General features: G+C 41.3%; 21 protein-coding genes. 20 read left to right on the top strand and 1 reads right to left on the bottom strand.

Features of this window, described 5'->3' with window-relative positions; genetic code table 11:
• Nucleotides 1-14: 14 nt before the first annotated feature.
• The 10 genes from T356_RS0113280 (at nucleotide 15) to rsgA (ending at nucleotide 13,338) form a co-directional block, all read left to right on the top strand.
• On the top strand, nucleotides 15-428 hold the full coding sequence (locus T356_RS0113280) for a GNAT family N-acetyltransferase (protein ID WP_026514899.1): 414 nt from the start codon (nucleotides 15-17) through the stop codon (nucleotides 426-428).
• A 490-nt stretch (nucleotides 429-918) separates the two neighbouring features.
• A complete protein-coding gene (locus T356_RS0113275) occupies nucleotides 919-1,656 on the top strand; it encodes an AlkZ-related protein (protein ID WP_026514898.1) in 738 nt (245 codons plus the stop codon).
• Between the two features lie 239 nt (nucleotides 1,657-1,895).
• Entirely contained in the window at nucleotides 1,896-5,825 is a 3,930-nt protein-coding gene (locus tag T356_RS0113270) for a S8 family serine peptidase (RefSeq protein ID WP_026514897.1), read from the top strand.
• Complete coding sequence (locus T356_RS0113265) at nucleotides 5,815-6,615, top strand: hypothetical protein (RefSeq protein ID WP_026514896.1); 801 nt, start codon at nucleotides 5,815-5,817, stop codon at nucleotides 6,613-6,615. The genes T356_RS0113270 and T356_RS0113265 overlap by 11 nt, the downstream gene beginning before the upstream one ends.
• A gap of 173 nt (nucleotides 6,616-6,788) precedes the next feature.
• Entirely contained in the window at nucleotides 6,789-7,271 is a 483-nt protein-coding gene (locus T356_RS0113260) for an RNA polymerase sigma factor (RefSeq protein ID WP_026514895.1), read from the top strand.
• Nucleotides 7,261-7,851, top strand: a complete 591-nt coding sequence (locus tag T356_RS19480; protein ID WP_051563438.1) for a hypothetical protein — start codon at nucleotides 7,261-7,263, stop codon at nucleotides 7,849-7,851. Before T356_RS0113260 ends, T356_RS19480 begins: the two co-directional genes overlap by 11 nt.
• Nucleotides 7,852-8,174: 323 nt before the next feature.
• Nucleotides 8,175-8,660, top strand: a complete 486-nt coding sequence (locus T356_RS0113250; protein WP_026514894.1) for a GNAT family N-acetyltransferase — start codon at nucleotides 8,175-8,177, stop codon at nucleotides 8,658-8,660.
• Between the two features lie 67 nt (nucleotides 8,661-8,727).
• Nucleotides 8,728-10,758: a zinc-ribbon domain-containing protein gene (locus T356_RS0113245; protein WP_026514893.1), complete on the top strand. Its 2,031-nt coding sequence runs from the start codon at nucleotides 8,728-8,730 to the stop codon at nucleotides 10,756-10,758.
• 72 nt (nucleotides 10,759-10,830) lie between these two features.
• A complete protein-coding gene (locus tag T356_RS0113240; RefSeq protein ID WP_026514892.1) occupies nucleotides 10,831-11,805 on the top strand; it encodes a Gfo/Idh/MocA family protein in 975 nt (324 codons plus the stop codon).
• Between the two features lie 513 nt (nucleotides 11,806-12,318).
• Nucleotides 12,319-13,338 carry a ribosome small subunit-dependent GTPase A gene (gene rsgA, locus T356_RS0113235; protein WP_026514891.1) on the top strand — a complete coding sequence of 340 codons (1,020 nt, stop codon included), beginning with the start codon at nucleotides 12,319-12,321 and terminating at the stop codon, nucleotides 13,336-13,338.
• Nucleotides 13,339-13,550: 212 nt separating this feature from the next.
• Here rsgA and T356_RS0113230 read toward each other — a convergent pair whose 3' ends face one another.
• Nucleotides 13,551-14,630, bottom strand: a complete 1,080-nt coding sequence (locus tag T356_RS0113230; RefSeq protein ID WP_026514890.1) for a transglutaminase domain-containing protein — start codon at nucleotides 14,628-14,630, stop codon at nucleotides 13,551-13,553.
• A 419-nt stretch (nucleotides 14,631-15,049) separates the two neighbouring features.
• Here T356_RS0113230 and T356_RS19475 point away from each other — a divergent pair, with 419 nt between their 5' ends.
• The 10 genes from T356_RS19475 to T356_RS0113170 all read left to right on the top strand — a co-directional run bounded on the left by T356_RS19475 (nucleotide 15,050) and on the right by T356_RS0113170 (nucleotide 22,175).
• Nucleotides 15,050-15,724: a helix-turn-helix domain-containing protein gene (locus tag T356_RS19475; protein ID WP_081777856.1), complete on the top strand. Its 675-nt coding sequence runs from the start codon at nucleotides 15,050-15,052 to the stop codon at nucleotides 15,722-15,724.
• Nucleotides 15,725-15,752: 28 nt separating this feature from the next.
• Nucleotides 15,753-16,274: a GNAT family N-acetyltransferase gene (locus T356_RS0113220; RefSeq protein ID WP_026514889.1), complete on the top strand. Its 522-nt coding sequence runs from the start codon at nucleotides 15,753-15,755 to the stop codon at nucleotides 16,272-16,274.
• Nucleotides 16,271-16,720, top strand: a complete 450-nt coding sequence (locus tag T356_RS0113215) for a GNAT family N-acetyltransferase (RefSeq protein WP_026514888.1) — start codon at nucleotides 16,271-16,273, stop codon at nucleotides 16,718-16,720. The genes T356_RS0113220 and T356_RS0113215 overlap by 4 nt, the downstream gene beginning before the upstream one ends.
• Before the next feature lie 64 nt (nucleotides 16,721-16,784).
• A complete protein-coding gene (locus tag T356_RS0113210; RefSeq protein ID WP_026514887.1) occupies nucleotides 16,785-17,444 on the top strand; it encodes an HAD family hydrolase in 660 nt (219 codons plus the stop codon).
• A 209-nt stretch (nucleotides 17,445-17,653) separates the two neighbouring features.
• A complete protein-coding gene (locus T356_RS0113205) occupies nucleotides 17,654-18,157 on the top strand; it encodes an RNA polymerase sigma factor (RefSeq protein ID WP_026514886.1) in 504 nt (167 codons plus the stop codon).
• Nucleotides 18,150-18,962 carry a hypothetical protein gene (locus tag T356_RS0113200; protein WP_026514885.1) on the top strand — a complete coding sequence of 271 codons (813 nt, stop codon included), beginning with the start codon at nucleotides 18,150-18,152 and terminating at the stop codon, nucleotides 18,960-18,962. Before T356_RS0113205 ends, T356_RS0113200 begins: the two co-directional genes overlap by 8 nt.
• Before the next feature lie 114 nt (nucleotides 18,963-19,076).
• Entirely contained in the window at nucleotides 19,077-19,937 is an 861-nt protein-coding gene (locus T356_RS0113195; RefSeq protein ID WP_026514884.1) for an aldo/keto reductase, read from the top strand.
• Nucleotides 19,938-19,960: 23 nt separating this feature from the next.
• Nucleotides 19,961-20,887, top strand: a complete 927-nt coding sequence (locus tag T356_RS0113190; protein ID WP_026514883.1) for an aldo/keto reductase — start codon at nucleotides 19,961-19,963, stop codon at nucleotides 20,885-20,887.
• Between the two features lie 511 nt (nucleotides 20,888-21,398).
• A complete protein-coding gene (locus tag T356_RS21650; RefSeq protein ID WP_255346979.1) occupies nucleotides 21,399-21,527 on the top strand; it encodes a hypothetical protein in 129 nt (42 codons plus the stop codon).
• Between the two features lie 165 nt (nucleotides 21,528-21,692).
• Nucleotides 21,693-22,175, top strand: a complete 483-nt coding sequence (locus T356_RS0113170) for a MazG nucleotide pyrophosphohydrolase domain-containing protein (protein ID WP_035781149.1) — start codon at nucleotides 21,693-21,695, stop codon at nucleotides 22,173-22,175.
• The last annotated feature ends 64 nt before the right edge of the window (nucleotides 22,176-22,239 follow it).

Genomic DNA, 22,239 nt, shown 5'->3' with positions numbered 1-22,239 from the left:
AGAAAGTGCAAAAGATGAATCTGAGAATTACAAACGATGGAAATGAGCAGGATATTTTGGATGTTTTTGAGATGCTCAAGGCGTATAATTTAAGTAAGCTTGAGACTTCGGAAGTGGTTCCTGTCGGAGTTTATTATGAGGACGAGAACGGCAGGAAATTTGCGGGCCTTACATGCGAGATTTTTGGCAACTGGCTTTGTATCAAGTATTTGGTTGTGGATGAGAGCTTGAGAGGTCAAGGCATTGGAAGTAAACTACTTACTGCGGTTGAGGAAGAAGCTAGGAACCGTGGTTGCAGGTTTTCTTTTGTTGATACTTTCTCTTTTCAGGCTCCCGATTTCTATGTGAAGCATGGATATAAGGAAGTTTTTGCGTTAAAGGAGTACCCGATAACGGGAGCGCGATATTACTATACCAAGGAATTGTGATATGAAAAGGTAGGTGCACCGCACAGAATGCTAGCGTAGAACGCGTACGGTGCGAAAAATGATGTGTGCACCGCACAGAATGCTAGCGTAGAACGTGTACGGTGCGAAAAGAGATGTGTGCACCGCACGGAATGCTAGCGTAGAATGTGTACGGTGTAAAAAGAGATGTGTGCACCGTCCAGAATGCTAGCGTAGAACGTGTACGGTGCGAAAAGAGATGTGAGCACCGCACGGAATGCTTGCGTAGAACGCGTACGGTGCGAAAAATGATGTGTGCACCGCACGGAATGCTAGCGTAGAATGTGTACGGTGTAAAAAGAGATGTGTGCACCGTCCAGAATGCTTGCGTAGAATGTGTACGGTGCAAAAAATGATGTGTGCACCGCACGGAATGCTTGCGTAGAACGTGTACGGTGTAAAAAGAGATGTGTGCACCGCACAGAATGCTTGTGACAAAAGGATACGGTGTGAAGCAAACGGAGGACAATCTATGCCGAATGAAAACGGAACGTGGATAATGTATGGCGTATCATGGAATGATCCTGAGTGTCTTCACAGTGTGGATGAGGCGATTGACTATATAAATGAGGTGGGTTTTTTGCCTCTATTTAAAAATGATATTCCCGGCTTTTCGATTGAGGAGAGGACTGTGCCAAAGTATTGGTGGTGCGGCAATCCGGATGTTGATCCGTGGGAATGGAGAGAGCTTATAGCGCGAAGCGGGAAGGTTGCCTATGGGAAGTTCTTCGATAAGAAGGCAGGATTTATTTCTAAGAAGTGGCTTCCGTATTTTGTGAATGTCAGAAGAGATGGCTACGACTTTGATGCACTCTGGGAAGATGGCAAGGCATCTGCAAAGCAGCGCAAAATCATGAATCTTTTTGCTGAAGAAAATGAAGATGCAGAATATTATTCCAATGAACTTAAGGCGCAAGCCGGCTTTGGAAAGGGCGGAGAGAAGAACTTTGATGGCACGATAACAGGGCTGCAGATGCAGACATATCTGTGTGTTCGTGATTTCAGGCAGCGCAAGAACAAGCTTGGCGAAGAGTACGGCTGGCCCATTGCCATATATTGCACGCCCGAGCATCTGTGGGGATATAAGCATGTGACGAAGGCGTACAGTGAGGCACCACAAGAATCTGCAGATAGAATTATGAAATATATGAATGAAGTATATCCAATTGCGACAGAAAAACAGATCAAGAAAATAGTCGGACTGAAATGAACATGCCGATTATGAACCCGCAAACGGAGAGGAAGGTATGAACTAAGTCAAATCAGGGGAGGAGGTGTGATTAAATTTTGTTATTTACAGGCAGACAATAGCGAAAAGTTCAAAGTCTGCCCATCTTTTGTTTCTTTAAAAGTCTTTTAAGGTTCTATTTTCAAAATCAGCATCATCTAAAAAAAAGAAAAGGGGTTGTGATTTTCTTGTGAAGATCACTTCAGAACAGGTAAAACTCAATGAAAAAAGTATTGTGGTACAAACATGTTCTTTCTGTAATTCTTTCTTTATCCATTGTTTTTTTTCAAATTATTACAATATCAGCCACATCGGTTGATATAAAAGCGGATGGTTCCAATTCGGATTCTACAGGCGAAGTTAAGCTTATCGATGAGGATTTAAACGATCTTGGCGTTGAAATCGATAATGAGAGCGAAAAGCTTGAAGAAGAAAATGATCCTGATGAAGAAGTCAGGGTAATCATTGTAATGGAGGGTGACAGTGTCCTTGATAAAGGATATGACACCGTAGAAATTGCTGACAGTTCGTCTGCGATTCGCGAGGTGGACAAAATCGAATCCGAGCAGGAAACAACTGTTGAAAAAATCTCAGAGGAAGCTCTTGAAGGAAATGAGCTTAAGGTCAATTATTCTTTTTCCATTATTGCAAATGCCATATCTGCAGATGTTACATTTAAGGATATAGAAGCCATAGAGAAGGTGGACGGAGTTGAGGCTGTTTACACGGCAAGGCGACATGAACCTGTTGAAATGGCCGATCCTGCAACAATATCTTCAGGCGAGATGGTTGGAAGCTATCAGACATGGGCAACGGGATATACGGGGGCTGGACAGCGTATTGCTGTAATTGATACCGGTATAGATGTTGATCATCCTTCTTTTGATGCGGGCGCGTTTATGGCTCATTTAAAGGAGACTGCGGAAGATTCGAGTAAGGAGATTTCAGAATACGGCTTATTGGATGAAGCTGAGATTCAGAACGTCCTTCCGCATCTGAATGCCTTTAAAGATGATGAAAACGTAAGCGCAGAAGATCTTTATCAGAGTGAAAAAATCCCATATGCATTTAATTATATAGACAAAGATATGGATATCACACATGACAATGATGAGGCGGGAGATCACGGAACTCATGTGTCGGGTATAGCAACGGCAAATTATTATGTGCCGGATTCAAATGCGGAGGAAGGCTATGCAACTCAGGCTCAGGGAGTTGTAGGAATAGCGCCGGATGCGCAGCTTCTTACAATGAAAGTATTTGGTAAAAACGGTTCGCCATTTACCGATGATTATATGGCTGCAATAGAAGATGCGATTCTTCTTAAGGTCGATACCATAAATATGAGCCTGGGTTCTCCGGAGGCAGGAAATACATATGATTCCGAAGAGTATGTAAATGAGATTTTTGACAAGCTTCAGGGAACAAGTACAGTTGTATCTGTGGCTGCCGGCAATTCAGGTCGCTGGAGTGAAAATAGCCTGATTGGCGCAAATTTAAGCGGAAATGTAAATATGGATACGATAGGTACTCCGGGCTCTTATGAAAAAGCATTTACGGTAGCAAGCGTTGTAAACAGCGGCATTGTCTCATGCTTTTTCACATTTGACAACGATAAAAAGGTGTTCTATACGGATCCGACAGGAACAGAGGCACCGAAGTTTGAAACGTTTGATAAAACAAACGGGGGCGACGGAACAGAATATGACTATGTATTTCTGGATTCGCTCGGTGCAGCCGGGGATTATGAGAATATTGATGTTAAGGGCAAGGTCGTATTTGTATCAAGAGGAGTGTTGTCTTTTTCTGAGAAACAGTTAAATGCACAGGAAGCAGGGGCAATAGCGATTGTAGTCTACAATAACACATTGGGAACAATCATCATGTCAATGGGCGGAAATGACGCCAAGATTCCGGCATGTGCGATAACTTTGGCAGAAGCAGAGGTAATTAAGGAAAAGAGTACTCAAAGAAGCGATGGGTTATATGAGGGAAAGATAACTGTACATTCAATTCCCGAATTGCATAAAAATACTGATGATGGATACACAATAAGCAGCTTCTCTTCGTTCGGAGTTCCGGACAGCCTTGACTTAAAACCTGAGATCACATCGCCCGGAAGTAATGTATATTCGACGCTTAATGACGGTAAATACGGACTTTCAAGCGGAACATCAATGGCGGCACCGTCAATTGCCGGTCAGAGTGCGCTTGTTCAGCAGTATGTAAAAGAGAATAATCTTGCGGATAAAAATGATATTTCGGTAAGGACTCTTTCCCAGTCACTTATGATGAGTACGGCTATGCCGCTTAAAGGAAATAACAATCCGGAAAATCCCGAGTATACTCCGCGTGTTCAGGGAGCCGGACTTTCTAATGTTCAAAATGCAATATCGTCGCCTGCATATATTCTTTTAGGCAATAAAGAAAATAACGACGGTATGGTTAAAGCTGTTCTTGGAGACGATCCCGAAAAGTCAGGCTGCTATGAATTCTCTTTTGACATATATAACATGGATGTGGATCCTCAGTATTATGTTCTTGATTCATCAGTCCTTACGGAAGAACTTATGAGTGCGGGCGGGCTTAAGTATTTTATGGGTAAATCTTACAGGCTCAGTCCTTCTGTAGAGTTTACGGCAGATGATACCAAACTTGTTTATGACCTTAACGATGACGGAAAAGTAAACGGTAAGGACAGGAAAATATTATTGCAGTATGTGAACGGTTCAAGATCGGTTCCTTTGATTGAAAGAAATTATGAATACTACGACTTTAATAAAGACGGAGTGATAAGTACAAAAGATGTATACCTTCTTTCAAGACAGCTAAAAGGCAAAGCGGAAGTTGCAGATCTTGGGCTGAGTGTGGTTGAAGTAAAAGACAGCACGAAGGTAAATGTAAAGATCACTCTTTCAGACAGCGATAGGAAATATCTTGAGGGCTACGAGAACGGAATGTATGTCGACGGATATATCTACGTAAACGGACCTGTACCAATGTCGGTTCCATTCCTTGCTTTCTATGGAAACTGGATGGATTCTCCGATGTTTGAAGATTATGACTATATGAAAGCTGTATATGACAGTGACTATGCAGATAATGTAATTACATACTCAGGTGTTGAAAAGACCAACTGGCTGTCTACCAGTCTTTTTGGAACCAATGAGGAAAAAATGTATGTTCCGAACAAATATGTAAAAGAGGATGAGTACATTGCGGACAGAAATGCACTTAGTTCTGAAAACGGGACATTTATTGCAAAACAGTATTACAGCCTTATAAGAAACGCCGGAAGGTTAATCCTGACCATAAGAGATGTTGATACCGGCGAGAAATATTTTGAAAAAATTGATAAGGATGCCCTGGCGGAATATTACCATGTTAAAGTCGGCGAATGGATGAATACAAAAGGAGAAATTGAGCTTAACTGGGCAGGAACCGATGCAGACGGCAATCCTTTGCCTACCGGAACCAAAGTGGAAGTCGTGCTTCAGGCTATCCCGAGCTACTACAACAATGTTGAAGATGTGTCTGAACTTAATGCGGACGGAATGTTTATAAGAACTCCTTTCGTGATCGATAATGAAAAGCCGTCTATCATAAGCAGTGAGACGAAAGACAATAAATTAAAAATCAGGATGCATGACAACAGATATACGGCAGCAGTGATTCTTTTAAACGAAGATGCTGATGTTGTAGGTTTATATGCGGTAAATCAGACCAAGGCCGGAGAAGACGTCGAAATGGAAGTGGACCTTGATAAAGAATTCTCTTATGTTGCGCTTGTGGATTATGCAGACAACAACAGAGTCTATGAATATGACAGAACGGCCAAGTCTATAGGTGAAGAGAGCGCGGCAGATATGTCGAGCGATGCGGCTTCTGTAGCTTCTTCAGATATGTCTGACAGTGCTACTACAGAAGTATCGGATGATGCTTCGGCTGATAAGTCGGATGATGCGGCATCTGATTCATCAAGTGATGAATCATCTGAGGATAATTCAGGTGATCTGGAAGTGGCTAAGACATCAGATACCAAAAAAACAGAAGATTCATCGAGCGATGAAGCAACAGCGGGCATAGCGGATGATGTGGCATCAAAAGAAACTTCCAAAGAAGTTGAGGCAGGAGGAAATTATGACGACTAAAATATCAAGGAACTTTTTTATAATAAGCATAATAGTGGTTCTTGTGTTTATATTCGTTCCGGCGATTAGCGTTAAAGCAGCTGATGCGGCGCCTGTTCATACAAACATAGATACTTCCAAAAAGGGCGGAAGTCAGTATATAACCTATAAGCTTACTCTTGATAAGACTGAAGTGACGGATGGAAGAGTGGTGATAGGATATGACGGAGATATTCTGGAACTTGAGAATGATTCACAGGGAATTGGTTTTAGCGAGGAAGATATAAATACGAAAAAAGAAAACGGAAAAGAGCTGTTCTCATATGCCTTTGTTAATGATGAAAAGAAGTCTGCGGGCGGTACACTTATTACACTTAAATTCAAGGTTAAGGATGAAGTGTTTAGGCAAAATACAGCTATTGATACGCAGATTATAAGCATCAACAATGAAGATGAGGAAGTTCTTGGAAATACTTCACTGTCAGATACTTTTTCTGCAGGAAAATCAAAGCTCAAAAAGCCTGAGATCTCAGATATTACGCAGTCTATGCTTGGCGTTTATGTATCATGGAAAAAAGACGGCGATGCTGACGGATATTATCTGTATCGCAGTACGTCAGAGAAGGGAGAGTACGTACAGGTTGCGAAACTAAGCCTTATTACAACATATCTGGATCTTTCGGTTGAGAACAGACAGACCTACTACTATAAGCTGGTTGCATACAGAGGAAGCGGTGATAAACAAGACCTTTCCGATGAGTCAGCACCTAAGTCTGTGACTGTCAAAAAGTTCTGGGGGTTGTTTGACTGATGGATGGGAAATCCTTATCTAAATAACATTGATACCGTCTCTAAGAGACCGTGCGGGGGATTTTGACTGATAAACTGCGGAATTTTACGATGCAAAAAATTCCGCAGTTTTTTTGTAACCTTTTATGCTGCCCGATTGTATTATTAATATAAGGCTTTATAAAGGAGTATCTAATGAGAATACCTGTACAGGAATTGGTAGAAATGTACAAGGACAACATCTACGCCGCGGCGTTTAACATATGCAAGAGTGCAGCAGATGCTGAAGATGTGGTTCAGGATACATTTTTACAATATTACATGACTAAAAAAGAATTTGATGACGAAAAGCACATCCGATACTGGATACTAAGGGTGGCAATCAATAAAGCAAAAAATATTCAGTCCTCATTCAGACGGAAAAATGAAATGTCGCTTGAAGATTATGTCGAGACGCTTACGTTCGAAACGCCTGAAAGCAGAGAACTATTTGAAGAAGTTATGAAATTGCCGGAGAAGTACCGCGTTGTGATCCATCTTTTTTACTATGAGGATTACAGCGTAAAAGAGATAGCGAAGATACTTAGAACTACGGAAAGTAGCGTTAAGGTCAGGCTGTCGCGCGGACGTGCCAAATTAAAAGACGCGCTCAAGGAGGAATGGGAAGATGAGCAATAAAGAAAATTATAAGAAGGCTTTTTCTGTACTTAAATCCTCCTGCGACTTTACTTTGGAGGAAAAGAGAATGAACAGAATTAAGAGAGAAAATACACATAGAAATCTTTTGGTAGCGGCAGCAGTTATGCTTGTGGTTTTGGCAGGTTCAGGGACTGCATATGCAGCTGATTTAGGTGGAATCAGAGAGACGGTTCAGATGTGGATTCACGGCGAACAGACTGATGTTACGATCAATGACGAATCAATCGAGTATGTTGATGAGGATGGTAATGTTCAGGTAGAAACAGGCTTTGAGGTGGGCCCTGAAATAGGTGAAAGACCACTGACGGGAGAAGAAATTGCTGAGGAAAAGGTTAATGAGGTATATGTGGATAAGACAGATGATGGTAAGGTGATTATGTATTTTCACGATAAGCAATTTGATGTTACGGATAATATTGCGAATAAAGAGTATACCTTCCATGTTGTGACAGATGGTAGCGAAGTGTATGTTAAGCTCGATTTCGATGAAAATGGTGATTTTTCAATTACAACATCCCCAAAACCGGATTGGTTTACTGATTATATTGAATTGAAGTGATGTTGTATTCGTAGATATGAACGCATGAATATTATGACTGATTAAAATAAACAGCGCAATAAGAGAAACTGATACCAACCGATAAATTATAGTGATTATACGGTTGAAGAGCTTTGTGATAGTATTCTTTTTGAACATAGTTTTTTATTTAGCGCGACCGGAAGACCGGAGGTTATTTGTATATAATGACCTTCGGTCTTTTTGCGCAGAGCACTTAGCGAGGTATTATCGAGCTTAGTGCGAGCCATGGGGATATACTTAACGAGGTCATATCGAGTTTAGTATATAACCCAAGCGCAGAGCACTTAACGAGGTATTACAGTATGTACATACGAACAGCAACAATAGAAGATCTTGATGCGATTGCGCAGGTGGAAGCGGAGTGTTTTCCGTCGGCGGAAGCAGCAACTGCAGCGGAGTTCAAAGGAAGACTTGAACACTATGCTGATCATTTCTGGCTTATGTTTGACGGAGATTTACTTATAGCATTTGTGGACGGTTTTGTTACAGATCAAAGAGACCTTACGGATGATATGTATGAAAAAGCTGAGATGCACGATGAGAACGGCGATTGGCAGATGATTTTCGGTGTAAATACAATTCCCGAATACAGACGAAGCGGATATGCCGGAGAACTGATAAAAAGAGCTATCGAGGATGCCAAAAATCAGGGGAGAAAAGGCGTTGTTCTTACTTGCAAAGACAGGCTTGTGCATTATTATGCAAAGTTTGGCTTCGAAAACGAAGGTGTAAGTGATAAATCCACTCATGGTGGCGTGACTTGGAATCAAATGAGATTGACATTTTAGGTGCAAAATTATGATACAATATATGCTGTAAAGAGAAGAATAAATATTTCTTTTCGGAAAGTTGGTAATGAAATTGTATTGTAAAGTTTGCGGTCAGGAATTGGAAGAAAATCAGATGTTTTGTGCGAATTGCGGAACACCTCGGGAAGACGGGGATTCTTTTTCCGGACAAAACAAAATGGTCCCTCCGGGACAGATTCCGGCGGGAGATGGATATTATCAGAACAATATCCCTACGCAGAATGGATTTCCTCAGCAGGGGAATGTTCCGCCACAGGATAGCTTTTATCAGCAGGGGAATGTTCCGCCACAGGATAGCTTTTATCAGCAGGGAAATGTTCCTCAACAGAATAGTTATTATCAGCAGGATAATATTCCTTCACAGAATAATATTCCGCCTCAGTATAATGCTCCGCAGCAGGGGGCATATTATGCTCAGGGAAATGCATCAATTCCACAAAATTCTTATATGCCGCAAAATATGATGGCTCCCAAAAAGAAAAACAAGTATGCCTTACCTATAGGTATAGCGATTGGAGCAGTAGTATTTATCGGGGCTGTTGTAGTTTTGATTTCCCAAGTTTATAAGGCACTTGTTCCGGAGCAGAGTAATCTGGCAAGTTCAGAAGTGGCGGAAGTGACGGAAGAGAGCTCAGAAGAAAGTTCTGTTTTGGATCAGATTGAAACAGTTGAGAATGAGGAAGCTGTTAATCCCAAATATGTTCCTGAAGATTATACAGGACCGTATGACTATTTTAACGGTGATTCATGGGTTGTTCCGGTTGAAGGAATGTTTATAAGTTCCAGTGGCTATGTGAATTCCAAGTATCTTGGGGAATCCATGGCGATAGCACAATCAATTGACCTTAGCAGTGCATTGGTGCTTACGAAAGATGGATTCAGATATATAAATAAAGATGCGGCTGATGTGGATTTTGCTCCCGATGCGCAGTGCGCGGATATTGCGGTCAGAGGTAATAACATGTTTTATGTGATCCCAACGGAAACAGTGGATGACTATGAGCTTGGCGATCTTTTTATTATGAACATGGATACCGGAAACAGCAGTATTATTGCAAAGAGTATTGTCAGAAGCACTCCGGTTATTTCTCCGAACGGTAAATATGTTGCATATACCAGATACTACAGCAAAGACAAAGTAATTGAATTATATATTGGAGGCGACAATGTAACCGAGGAAAAAGTAGAAACGGGTATGTGCCATCCTATCTGTATTTCGGATGAAAAAAAGATGTTTTTTGTGAAAAGTCCTGAGACAGTAATCTGTGCATATGATTCATATGACAGTTATCCGCTTATTAGAGGCACGGACGTAAAACAGTGTTTTGTAAATTCAACTTGCGATGAAATTGTACTGAGTGTAAAGAATGCAACATTTTTTTATAACTTTGATCGTGGGTTCGATGGCCCGCAGTTACTTTGCGAGTCGGAAATATCAGGAGCTTTTACGGATTGTCTCAATCAGGTTTATGGACAATATGGAAATACCACGTTTTGTGATATTGCGACACTAAGGAGTATGATATTTGCTACGGAAGATAATAGCGTATTTGTAGTAAATACAAGCGGAACAGGAATCACGAAGATTGATCATTCCATCTCGGATTTTTCTAATATGATCATGTACAATGAGGATGGAAAAAGAACTATGCTTTATTCGTGCGATGGTAAAATGTACAGCATAGAGCTTGATGGTGATGATAAGACCGAGAAGGTTTTCTTTGATGAGATAACAGTAGACAATTTTGTTTGCAGTTATGATCTTAAGAAAGTATGGGTCGTATCATCCGGCGATGTGTATTACCTTGATAACGGCAAAGCTACGCTTGTTGCATCAGGTATCGAAAAGAGCAGCAATCCGCTTGAAACAGGCATAGTGTGGAATATAGAAGATAACTGGCTGTATTATCTTAAGGGCGGAGCTTTATACAGAGTAAATCAAACTCAGGATAGCGAGCATATGGTTGCAGAGGATGCATCGATTCTTACAAATATATACGGAAAGGTTTATTACCTTCCTGCGTCCAGAAAAAACGTTTACTTATTTATGAATGGCAAATTTGAAAAGGTAATATGATCGTAAAAGTTGTGCGTTCCGAATTGATTTTGACAGGTTGTTTGTTTTTCTTTTGAAAGAAGAGGTATCTGTATGGCAAATATCAAATGGGGTGTGATTGGAACTGCAAATATAGCAAGAGGATGTACCATTCCGGGAATGCAACTTACTAACAACTGTGAACTTTACGCCATAGCGGGAAGGGATAAGGAGAAAGCCGAGGCTTTCATGGCAAAATTTGGCTTTCAGAAGGCTTACGGAAGCTATGAGGAGCTACTTGCCGATCCTGAAGTGCAGGCGGTCTACATTCCTTTGCCGAACCATCTTCACCGTGAATGGGTTATCAAGTCTCTTAAGGCCGGTAAACATGTTCTTTGTGAGAAGCCGCTTGCTTTAAATGAAGAGCAGGAAAAAGAGATGTTTAATACTGCCGCTGAGAATGGCGTATATCTGATGGAGGCTTTTGCGTACCTGCACAGCCCATATGTTGAGAGCCTTAAAAAAGACGTTTTCAGCGGAATTATAGGCGATGTTGATTATATTGAGACAGCTTTTTTGACGCAAGGGTATGAAGATGATATAAGAATCTACAAGGAAATGGGCGGCGGTGCTATGTACGATCTCGGATGCTATTGTACGTCCATGATTCTTTCGCTTATTGATTCTCAGCCTGAAAGTGTCAAAGCAGTTGCGGAATACAATGAGCACGGAGCTGATGTGGCCACATCGGCTATCATCAGATTTGCAAACGGAGCAAGAGCTTCTTTTAATGTGGGAATGATCCTTGGAAAAGAGAAGCCTGCGAGAATAGACAGACTTTATATTCACGGAACCAACGGCCATATAATCTCTGATGTTGAATACAATCAGCAGGGAGATGTCAGTTACAAGATCTTTACACAGGGCAAGATCGTAGAGCGCAAAGTGGCCATTCCACAGAACTACTATCTGGAAATCCGGCAGATGTGTAACTGCGTTGCAGGCGAAGATGTTCCTCTTATTTCACCTGATTTTTCGATAGCCAATTCTAATTTAATGGACATGGTGCTCAAAGAGATTGGATATTGAGCTTGCAAAGATATTGCCTTTTTGATAAACTTCTTACAGTAATAAAATCTTAAAGAAAGCGAGGTACATTTGATGCGTGTTATGAAAACAGAGATTGTAATTAAATACAGTATGATGACCTCGGTATGTGCTTTTTGATTTTTATTGATTCTTTTTATATTAGAGTTTACGACCGTGGCTTGTTTGAGTCGCGGTCTTTTTTTATATCATAGGAAATTGCTTTCCTATGATATAAAAACGCTCCGCTATGGATGCGACCGATGCGCAGAAGTATTATGCAAGCTAAAGCTTGCGCGCATCGGCGCGCAAAGAGTCGCGAGCGACTCTTTGTTTTCATAGCTTTCCATGATGTTCGATGTTATATTTTCGCGAACTATCTATTTGCCTGATTCAAGGCGCATATTCAATTTGCACAAGGTCTTCATATCTGTAATGAACGCAATCTCTGGGAACGGAGGTGCATAAGTTAAGAGCGTGTTGCTCAATATAATAAGGACTAAGGAGACTGAAAAATTGAATAATATAATTATCAGAAAAGAAACTAAAGAAGATTACTACAATACAGAGCAGATCGGAAGAATTTCGGAAGTGGAAAGAAATACTTATACGATACGTTTCTTTGAAAAAGATATTCCGGGAAAGATTAAAGGAAGCTTTTACGAGGAAGACTCTGAGAAGCTTCCTGTAGTAGGTGACTATGTCACGTTTAAGTATAATCCGATCGGCGATTCCGTTATCACATCTGTTTGTGAGAGAACGAGTTTTTTGCAAAGGCCTGACCAGTCAAAGACTGGAGTGATGCAGTATATGGTTGCAAATGTAGACTACTCTTTTATTGTGACATCGCTAAATGACGACTATAGCTATAACAGGATTGCAAGATATGTGAGCGTAGTGCTTCAGGGCGGCTCGGTTCCTGTTGTCATTCTTACTAAATCGGACCTTTGCAATAATGTGGGAAGGTATGTGAGGGAGGTTGAATCGATATCCGATAAAGTCAGAGTACATGCGATTTCTGCGCTGTATGATATAGGCCTTGATGAGCTTAATGAGTATCTTGTGCCGGGGAAAACGATATGTCTTTTGGGTTCATCCGGAGCCGGAAAGTCGACGCTTTTGAATGCTTTGGTGGGCAATGAAGTTATGAAGACCGGAGAGATAAGAGAGTCCGATTCAAAGGGAAGACATACAACGACGCACAGACAGCTTATTCAGCTTGCAAGTGGTGTTTCGATAATTGACACTCCCGGCATGCGCGAGATAGGAATGGCAAGAGTTGAAGAGGGCATAGACAATACGTTTTCAGATATTCTTGAACTTGCGGCTATGTGCAGATTCAGCGATTGTAAACATGATTCAGAGCCCGGATGTGCGGTTAAGGCTGCTATCAAAAGAGGAGAGTTGTCGGAGGAAAGATTGGAGCTATATAAGAATCTCGGGCAGGAGAATGTACGAAATTACGCTAAGAAAAAAGAAATCTCCAAGTGGGCAAAGAAGATGAAGAACTTTAAAGATAAGAACCGCTGGGGGTGATGAAAATCTGTGGATCGGTCGCATCCATAGCGGAGCGTTTTTTATTTGATAGGAATTTCCTATCAAATAAAAAAGGTCTGCACTATCGCATAGTATAGTGTAGACCTTTTGATACAAATTAAATAAAAGTACTCCGCTAAGGATAAACCTTGCGGATATAAATATAATTACTTTGTAATATCGCTTACGAATTCATAAGCTCTTTTTATTTATCAGTCTTCATAACGGAATTCCTGAACTCCACCGCCGTCGTATCCGCCGTAAGTAAGGATGTTACGATTGCAATCAAGCTTAAGGAAATATCCACCGCTCAGACTTGAATATTTGTCATCAGATGCTTCAAAATCGATAAACTGTCTGCAATCAGCTCTTCCACAAAGAGCATATTCAGAAGAGGGAAAACCGTCTCTTTCCGCACGTGTATTATCTGTCATTAAGAAGTAGTCCAAAGGTGTATTATCATCGAACAAATCCGGACTACTAAGGCCGGAAGTAGGATCTACATGATAATCCTTGCCACCGATAGAAATATAACTCCACTGATGATCACCATTAATATTAAAACCGCTGATAACATCGGCATCAACACCGCACTGGAGAAGCAGATAGGAGTATAGGTTACTTAATTCCTGGCTTATTCCCTTGTTCTCCATCAAGGCTCTGTATGTAGTCACGTTGTTGCTGTTGCCGTTACCGACCAAATAGTCTTCATACATCTCGTAGTCATAAACAAAATTCTGTGAGATATAAACATATAAACTCAAAGCTTTCTCAAACTCAGAGTAGCTCGGTTCGATGTTTTCATTTAATGTTTTAATAACTTTGTCTTCAAATGCCTTCTCTTTGGCGAGAAATTCGTTCTTGTCTTCAAGGTATTTGATCTTTCCGACTCCGTTTTCATATCCGGATGATAGTTCAATCGCAACACTTGATGCAGCGGCAGGGAAATAGTAATTTAAAAGCTCCCCATCGATACATGCTCTGTATGTCTCTTCATCGGGACATTCGAATGTATCTTCACCATTTTTTAATGCATCACATAATTTAAAGAAAGAATCTCTGGTTTTTTCACCAAAAATAGTAGTAGCTCGCTTTGAGAAAACATGAGGGTTAAATGCGTTTACAGCTTGAATTGAGTTATTTTGTGTAGTTGTAGCATCTGCTGGTTCAGCACTAAGCGGCATATCTTCGACTGATATGGAAGTAACATTGGTAGCGTTACTTGCATTAGTCCCGCAGGCAGTAAGTGCAAGTGTAACAATCAGCACAATAGATAAATAGCTTTTTCTCATTTTCATATTCCTCATACAAATTGATATAAAGATACCATGTTTTTGGCAAATAGTATAGGTGGAAATTGCTGATTTTATCGTTAATTATGGAGCGATTTATGAAAAAATGTTACAGCAATTTTTGCAATGCAGGCAATGTGATGTGACGAAATGCACAAAAAAATGAGTAAAAATATATGGAAAATAGTAAGGAGGTTTAAAGAGAATAAAAAAAGTTTGTGAAATGTATACAATTTTAACAAAAGTATTTTGGGAAATAGTTCCGAGAAATTTTATAAATATGTATAAAAAAGTTTTTGGGTGAAATTTTATTTTGATTTTAACGTGAATTTTGTATTGTGATTTTTACCGACTCTACTTTGCGTAGGTGGAATAAATTGCTGTGCGGTTTTACAATCGGCACATGGAGGTGAGAGAGAATGAATCAATACGTTACCGGAGCAGTTATAAAGGAACTGCGCGAAAAAAATAATATGACACAGCTACAGCTTTCTGATAAGCTTGGAGTTAGCGACAAGACTATCTCAAAGTGGGAAACAGGTAAGGGGTATCCCGATATTACGCTTTTGGAGCCCATTGCAAAAGCGTTCGGTATATCGATAACAGAACTCATTTCAGGCAATGCCATTCATAATGAAAATGTTTCGGCAAATATGATGAAATCAAAGTTCTACGTTTGTCCTGTTTGCGGAAACGTGATCCACAGTATGGGAGAATCGGTAATACATTGCCACGGGATCGGGCTTACTCCACTTGATGCTGAGCTTACGGATGAGAAGCATATGGTCTTTATCGAACGCGTCGAGGATGAGTACTATGTGCGTTTTGACCATGAAATGACCAAAGAGCATTATATTTCTTTTGCGGCAGCGATGTCGTCGGATGACATGCAGCTGTTGAAACTCTATCCGGAAGGCAGGGCTGAAGCGAGATTCAAGATACGCGGCGTGAAGAAGCTCTTTTTCTACTGCAATCGCGACGGACTGTATTTTATTGATATCGTTAAAGGCATAGATGACAAGGAAAGCGGCTATGACAATGTTGACGAGCGAAGAGCGCTAGAGAAGGCCGCGGATATGCTATTCGGAAAATGAGCCTAGGGGACCAAAAAGGAGAGACAAGATGATTGAAACTGACAGACTACGACTTAGAAACTACACCATGGAGGATTTCGACGCTCTTTATGAGATTTTGTCTGATCCTGAGACTATGCAGCATTATCCCATGCCGTATAATGAAGAGTGGACAAAGAAGTGGATAACATGGAATCTGGACAACTATGAAAAGTACGGCTTTGGCCTTTGGGCTATTGAGCTGAAAGAAACCGGAGAATTTATCGGCGACTGCGGGATAACCATTCAGAATATAGATGGAGAGCAGCTCCCCGAAATCGGTTATCATATAAATAAGAAGCACTGGCGCAAAGGCTATGCCAAAGAGGCAGCCAGAGCCTGCAGAGACTGGGCATTTAATAATACTGACTATGATACCTTATATTCTTATATGAAGTATACTAACGTCGGTTCGTATTCTACAGCGCTTGCGAACGGTATGAAGAAGATAAAAGAATACCCCGATCCGCACAATGAAATCTCATATGCATATGCGATAACACGTGATGAATGGAAAAAGGTGGTAGGATGAAAATATGTAAAGCTTTTAAAGAAGACTTGGATGAGATATTAAAACTTCAGTATTTGGCGTATCAGAGTGAGGCAAAACTTTTTAAAACACAGGATATTCCTCCTCTTAAGCAGACGCTTGAGGAGGTTGAGCATGAATACAACACGGGGGAAATTTTGAAGATGGTGGCGGAAGATGGTACCATCTTCGGTTCAGTCCGTGCCTATGTAGAAAATGGCACAGTATATATTGGCAAGCTCATGGTTCATCCTAAGTACAGATGCCTTGGGAATGGAACAGCTCTTTTGAAGGCAATTGAAGAATTACATCCGAATAAAAGATTTGAGCTTTTTACATCTACCAGAAGTGTCGATAATATCAGGTTATACGAGAAATGCGGTTATAAGATATTCGGGCAAAAAGAAGTAACGGATGAGCTGACTTTTGTATATATGGAAAAGTGCTGATTTAAGGCAAGCGGAAGCTGACATTTTAAGATGAATGTTTACAACTGAAAAAGGAACAAGTTTTATGAGCAAGATTAACACAGTAATTTTTGATATGGACGGAACAGTGCTGAATACACTTGATGATCTGACGACGTCCGTGAATTATACAATGGAGAAATTCGGATTTCCACAGAGGACGCTCGATGAGTACAGAAGAGCATTCGGAAGCGGCATTAGGCGGGCAATCGAGCTTACGGTGCCGGAAGGAACTTCTCAGGAAGTGATAGATGAGATGGTGCCGGTATTCAAAGAGCATTATGATGTGCACTGCCTGGACAAGACAGGGCCTTACGTCGGAATTATCGAGCTTATGAGAGAGCTTAAGAAGCGCGGCTACAAGATGGCCATAGTTTCCAACAAGATAGATTCCGCGGTAAAAGAGCTGAATCAGAAGTTCTTTTCCGAAGTAATAGAAGTTGCGATTGGAGAGCAGGATGGGATAAAGAGAAAACCTGCGCCGGATATGGTCGTAAAAGCAATGGATGAACTTGGAAGCTCCGCTGAAGAAGCGGTATACATCGGTGATTCTGAGGTTGATTTTGCTACGGCAAAAAATTCGAGTCTTCCGTGCATTTCGGTGCTGTGGGGCTTTAGAGACAAGGCATATCTGGAAGAGATTGGAGCAAATATTTTTGCAAAAGAGCCAAGTGATGTGTTGGAGATTCTGTCGAATTGGAATTAAAAAATTAGGGAAGAAGAGTATGAGCGCAGCTTCAGAGAATGGGGCTGTGCTTTTCAATTTGGAAAAAACATGTATATCCGGTGAAGGCTGTTGATCTACGCTTAAAAATAAGAAAAAATATAAAAAAATGATTTGCAACTGTCAGTTTTTTCCTTTACGAATCGTTTTATAAGTAGAAGGACAAAATACTGCGAAAAGGAGCATTTTACATGGATGAAAAAGAAGTAAGGCGTGTGGTGAAGACGTATTCCGATATGATTCTCCGAATCAGCTACAATTACTTGCAACATACGTTTGATGCGGAAGATATCTGCCAGACGGTGCTACTTAAGTTTATTTCTTGTGATTTATCTTTTGACACAAATGAACATGAAAAAGCATGGCTGATACGCACTACGATAAATGCCTGCCACGACCTTAGGAAGAACGCTTATTCAAGGAAAACGGTGGGACTTGATGCAGTCACGGGAAAAGAATCTCCGAAGGCGCCTGACTCAGATCTTTTGGAGGAGATAAAGAAGTTGCCCGTTAATTATCGAATGAGCATCTATCTTTATTACTATGAAGGATACTCGGTAAAAGAAATCGCGAAAATCATGGGCAAATCGAAGTTTGCTGTTTCGCAATATTTATCAAGAGGACGACGGGAGCTTAGAAAAAAGCTTGATACAGAAGGTGCTTATGGTGCAAAGGCAGGTGAAATTTATGAATGAATATATAATTGATTCCTATAAAAAATCAATGAACGAACTTCGTTTTTCGGAAATTCAAAAAGAAGATCTGGTTCGTAAACTTAACGAGGCGGGGAATGTGAAGAACGTTGTCCGAATGAAGAAAAAACTGAGTGTAAAGAAGATTGCTTTTTTAACAGCGGCGTGCCTGGCTGTTCTTGCTGGTTGTGGAGTAGCTGTGGGTAAGGCTACAGGAGTTGTCACTTCTTTTAGTCCGGACACTTTTTTGTCCAAAACTTCTGATTTCAGTAGGTTGGAAAAACTTGAAAGTAGAGTCGGAATAGACGTGGTCGCTGTGGAAACATTCAGTAACGGATATAAGTTTGATTCGATGGATATTCAGGATTGGAACTTAGTGGATGATGGCGACAAAACAGTCGGACGATTTAAAGAGTTAAGGATTGAGTATGCATGCGATAATAAGCCAAATATTATTGTAAATATGGAATCTGCTTTGATAAACGGTCATATTGATGATGATCCGAGCTTTGCTTTAAGGGCTAATGAGATGCGGACAGTTGAAGGCGTGAATGTCTATTACAATTGTGATGAGTATTTGGGACTTCCCGTGTCAAAAGATATTTTTCCGACCGAAGAAGAACTTACGCGCGAAGAAACAGACGATCACTTTTTTATAAGTTATGGCAGCGATGAACGCGAGACTACTTATGTATCAAGTGCAGTTTTTGAAGTGGCTGATGTACATTATTGCATCATGACATTTGATGAGAATATCACATCCGATGAGCTTTTTGGTATGGCGGAGGAGATAATAAAAGCACGGTGAGCGTTTCACATCAAAAAATAACAGCTAACATCGCAGAATATGATAAGTGGTGATATCACAGAGATGGTACAATATTAAAAGTTTTTATCATTACACATAGGAGGGCGAGATAGGATGAATCAAAATGATGTTTACAAGCTTTCGAACGGAGTCGGAATTCCTTGCTTGGGATTCGGTACATGGCAGACACCTGAGGGTGATGTTGCGGTTGAAAGCGTAAAGTGTGCTATAGATGCGGGGTATCGTCATATTGATACAGCGCAGGTTTATGGAAATGAAGAAGGCGTCGGCAAGGGCATCAGGAGGGGAATTATAGACAATGGCCTTGTAAGAGAAGATATCTTTGTTACGACGAAGATCTGGAACGATAAGCATAGCTATGAGCTTACTATCAGCTCTTTTGACGAATCATTAAAAAAGCTTGGGCTTGATTATGTAGATATGCTTCTTATTCACTGGCCAAATCCGGCTATGTTCAGAGACCGCTGGGAGGAGGCAAATGCCGAGACCTGGAGAGCTATGGAGAAGTTTTACGAGACGGGAAAAGTTCGTGCGATCGGTATCAGTAATTTCAGGCAACACCACATTGACGCGCTTTTGAAGACTGCAAAAATTAAGCCTATGGTTAATCAGATCAGGCTTTGTCCTGGCGCTACGCAGGATGAGCTTGTTGCATATTGCAGAGAAAAAGGTATGCTTCTTGAAGCATACAGTCCGCTTGGAACAGGTAAGATTTTCGATGTTCCCGAGATGAAAGAGCTTGCGGAAAAATACGGGAAGAGCATCGCTCAGATCTGCATTCGCTTTGGACTTCAGATGGGATATCTCCCTCTTCCAAAGTCTGTTACTCCTTCGAGGATCGAGGAGAACTTCAAGGTATTTGATTTTGAGCTTGAAGAAGCTGACGTTAAGCGCATCGCCGATCTTAAAGGCTGCGTAGGATACGAGACAGACCCTGACACAGCGCCATTCTAATATAGCGACAGAAAGGAACACAGATGAAATATATTGACATAATGAACGGACCGCAGAACGCATCTGCTATTATACAGGGCTGCATGAGAATGCCGTCTCTTTCTGCAGAAGAAGCTGCTGAGGTCATAAGAACAGCCTACGAGTGCGGAATCAATTTTTTTGACCATGCAACATGCTATGGGATGGGCGAAGCAGAGGAACGGTTTGCACAGGCTTTCCCGCTTACGGGGATTAAGAGGGAAAAAATCTTTCTCCAGAGTAAGTGCGGTATATGCCCGGAGAGATCTGAGTTTGACTGGACAAAAGAGAATATTATAGCGAGTGTTGACGGCATTCTTGGGAGACTAAAATGTGAGTATCTTGATACACTTCTTTTGCACAGACCGGATCTGTTGTTCGATCCCGAGGAAGTTGCGGAGGCTTTTGACAAGCTTGAAGAGGCTGGGAAAGCGTGCCGCTTCGGTGTGAGTAATCTGATGCCGATGCAGATTGATCTTTTGAAAAAATATGTAAAGCAGCCTCTTGTCATCAATCAGGTGCAGCTTTCACTTGAGCAGTCACAGCTTATCGATCAGCCGCTTTACATGAATAACAAGACAACGGATATGTCTGTAAACAGGGATGGAAGTGCGCTTGATTACTGCCGTTTGAATGATATTACGATTCAGGCATGGTCACCGCTTCAGGTTGGAATGTTTGGCGGAACATTCATTGATAATCCTGATTATCCCGAGCTTAACAAGGTTCTTGCGCAGCTTGCGGACAGAGAGCATGTTTCTAAGACAGCAATTGCGCTTGCTTGGATTCTGCGCCATCCTGCCAAGATGCAGGCGATAATCGGTACTATGAATACCGCGCACATCAAGGATGCATGCGATGCCACGAATGTAGAGCTTTCACATCACGACTGGTATGCACTGTACCTTGCGTCAGGGAAGTTTTTGCCGTAATTTGACAGTGGGCAGGAGAAAAAATATAAAGAAATATTGTAAGATGATTTTCTAAAACAAATGATTATTTGGCTTCCGAAAAAAGAGATAATTTTTCGGAAGTCTTTTTTATTTGAAATTTCTCAAATAAAAAACGCTCCGCTATGGATCCGACCGATGCGCAGATGAATTATACAAGCTAAAGCTTGCGCGCATCGGCGCGCAAAGTAACTCTTTGTTATTTCATAAAAATAAAAGTAGGCAGATAGTGGTTGTTTTTTAGCGGTTATGCACCGTATAGGAAGGTCGCGGATGAGGCGTACGGTGCGAAAAAGAAGAAGAGCACCGCACAGAATGGATGCGGATGAGGCGTACGGTGCGAAAAAGAAGAAGAGCACCGCACAGAATGGATGCGGATGAGGCGTACGGTGCGAAAAAGAAGAAGAGCACCGCACAGAATGGATGCGGATGAGGCGTACGGTGCGAAAAAGAAGAAGAGCACCGTACAGAAGAGATGCGGATGAGGTGTACGGTGCGAAAGAGAAGAAGAGCACCGCACAGAATGGTTGCGGATGAGGCGTACGGTGCGAAAAAGAAAAGAGCACCGCACAGAAAGGGTACGAATAAAGTGTATGGTGCTATTTATATTTCAAGTGAGTAATAAAATAAAAAAGCCACTATTTAGCGCATTGCTGTTATAATGGTGAGTATGTACTACCGCGGTGGATTACGCCGCATCAGATTTCAACAATAATTACTGCAAGATTGTAGATTATGAAATTACAGATTCACCTCATTATTACAGAAAGCGAGATTCCCCCAACATATGAAGAATACATCGCAAATTGACAGACTTAAACAAATTGTAGAGACGCTCAGAAGCGAGAATGGCTGTCCGTGGGATAAGGCTCAGACTCATGCAAGTCTTAAGCCGGGATGCATAGAAGAGGCAGCAGAGGTTATTGGCGGGATAAATATACTTGAAGAGACGGGCGATGCGGAGAATCTCAAGGAGGAGCTTGGAGATCTTTTGCTTCAGGTGATGTTTCATTCGGTGATTGCTGAGGAAGAGGGACTCTTTACATTCGAAGATGTGGCAAAGACTGTTGCAGACAAGATGAAGCGCAGGCATCCGCATGTTTTTACCGATGTGAAATTTGAGACTGAGGAAGAACTCCACGCCGCATGGGCAGAGATAAAAAGAAAGGAAAAAGAAGGCAAAGAGTGGCATGCGGATTATCTTCCGGGGGCCTTTAAGGAAGCGCATGAGCTTATAGATAGAGCGCAGGAGAGAAAAGGCCATAAGTGATATGTATAAGAGAAAAGGCGATAAGCAATATACTCAGTAGAAAAGGTTCTGTGTAATATACACA

This window comes from Butyrivibrio sp. LB2008 (assembly GCF_000621565.1).
GTDB lineage: Bacteria > Bacillota > Clostridia > Lachnospirales > Lachnospiraceae > Butyrivibrio.
The sequence above is the reverse complement of the archived record's forward strand: the minus strand, read 5'-3'. Positions and strand labels throughout refer to the sequence as shown.

What these genes read in the sequence shown, in the direction of transcription:
- T356_RS0113170 (WP_035781149.1), top strand. Translation starts at nt 21,693, where the DNA reads ATGAAGAATACATCGCAAATTGACAGACTTAAACAAATTGTAGAGACG.
- T356_RS0113190 (WP_026514883.1), top strand. Translation starts at nt 19,961, where the DNA reads ATGAAATATATTGACATAATGAACGGACCGCAGAACGCATCTGCTATT.
- T356_RS0113245 (WP_026514893.1), top strand. Translation starts at nt 8,728, where the DNA reads ATGAAATTGTATTGTAAAGTTTGCGGTCAGGAATTGGAAGAAAATCAG.
- T356_RS0113260 (WP_026514895.1), top strand. Translation starts at nt 6,789, where the DNA reads ATGAGAATACCTGTACAGGAATTGGTAGAAATGTACAAGGACAACATC.
- T356_RS19475 (WP_081777856.1), top strand. Translation starts at nt 15,050, where the DNA reads ATGAATCAATACGTTACCGGAGCAGTTATAAAGGAACTGCGCGAAAAA.
- T356_RS0113205 (WP_026514886.1), top strand. Translation starts at nt 17,654, where the DNA reads ATGGATGAAAAAGAAGTAAGGCGTGTGGTGAAGACGTATTCCGATATG.
- T356_RS0113265 (WP_026514896.1), top strand. Translation starts at nt 5,815, where the DNA reads ATGACGACTAAAATATCAAGGAACTTTTTTATAATAAGCATAATAGTG.
- T356_RS0113250 (WP_026514894.1), top strand. Translation starts at nt 8,175, where the DNA reads ATGTACATACGAACAGCAACAATAGAAGATCTTGATGCGATTGCGCAG.
- T356_RS0113210 (WP_026514887.1), top strand. Translation starts at nt 16,785, where the DNA reads ATGAGCAAGATTAACACAGTAATTTTTGATATGGACGGAACAGTGCTG.
- T356_RS0113275 (WP_026514898.1), top strand. Translation starts at nt 919, where the DNA reads ATGCCGAATGAAAACGGAACGTGGATAATGTATGGCGTATCATGGAAT.
- T356_RS19480 (WP_051563438.1), top strand. Translation starts at nt 7,261, where the DNA reads ATGAGCAATAAAGAAAATTATAAGAAGGCTTTTTCTGTACTTAAATCC.
- T356_RS0113280 (WP_026514899.1), top strand. Translation starts at nt 15, where the DNA reads ATGAATCTGAGAATTACAAACGATGGAAATGAGCAGGATATTTTGGAT.
- T356_RS0113215 (WP_026514888.1), top strand. Translation starts at nt 16,271, where the DNA reads ATGAAAATATGTAAAGCTTTTAAAGAAGACTTGGATGAGATATTAAAA.
- T356_RS0113270 (WP_026514897.1), top strand. Translation starts at nt 1,896, where the DNA reads ATGAAAAAAGTATTGTGGTACAAACATGTTCTTTCTGTAATTCTTTCT.
- T356_RS0113220 (WP_026514889.1), top strand. Translation starts at nt 15,753, where the DNA reads ATGATTGAAACTGACAGACTACGACTTAGAAACTACACCATGGAGGAT.
- T356_RS0113230 (WP_026514890.1), bottom strand. Translation starts at nt 14,630, where the DNA reads ATGAGAAAAAGCTATTTATCTATTGTGCTGATTGTTACACTTGCACTT.
- T356_RS0113200 (WP_026514885.1), top strand. Translation starts at nt 18,150, where the DNA reads ATGAATGAATATATAATTGATTCCTATAAAAAATCAATGAACGAACTT.
- T356_RS0113240 (WP_026514892.1), top strand. Translation starts at nt 10,831, where the DNA reads ATGGCAAATATCAAATGGGGTGTGATTGGAACTGCAAATATAGCAAGA.
- T356_RS0113195 (WP_026514884.1), top strand. Translation starts at nt 19,077, where the DNA reads ATGAATCAAAATGATGTTTACAAGCTTTCGAACGGAGTCGGAATTCCT.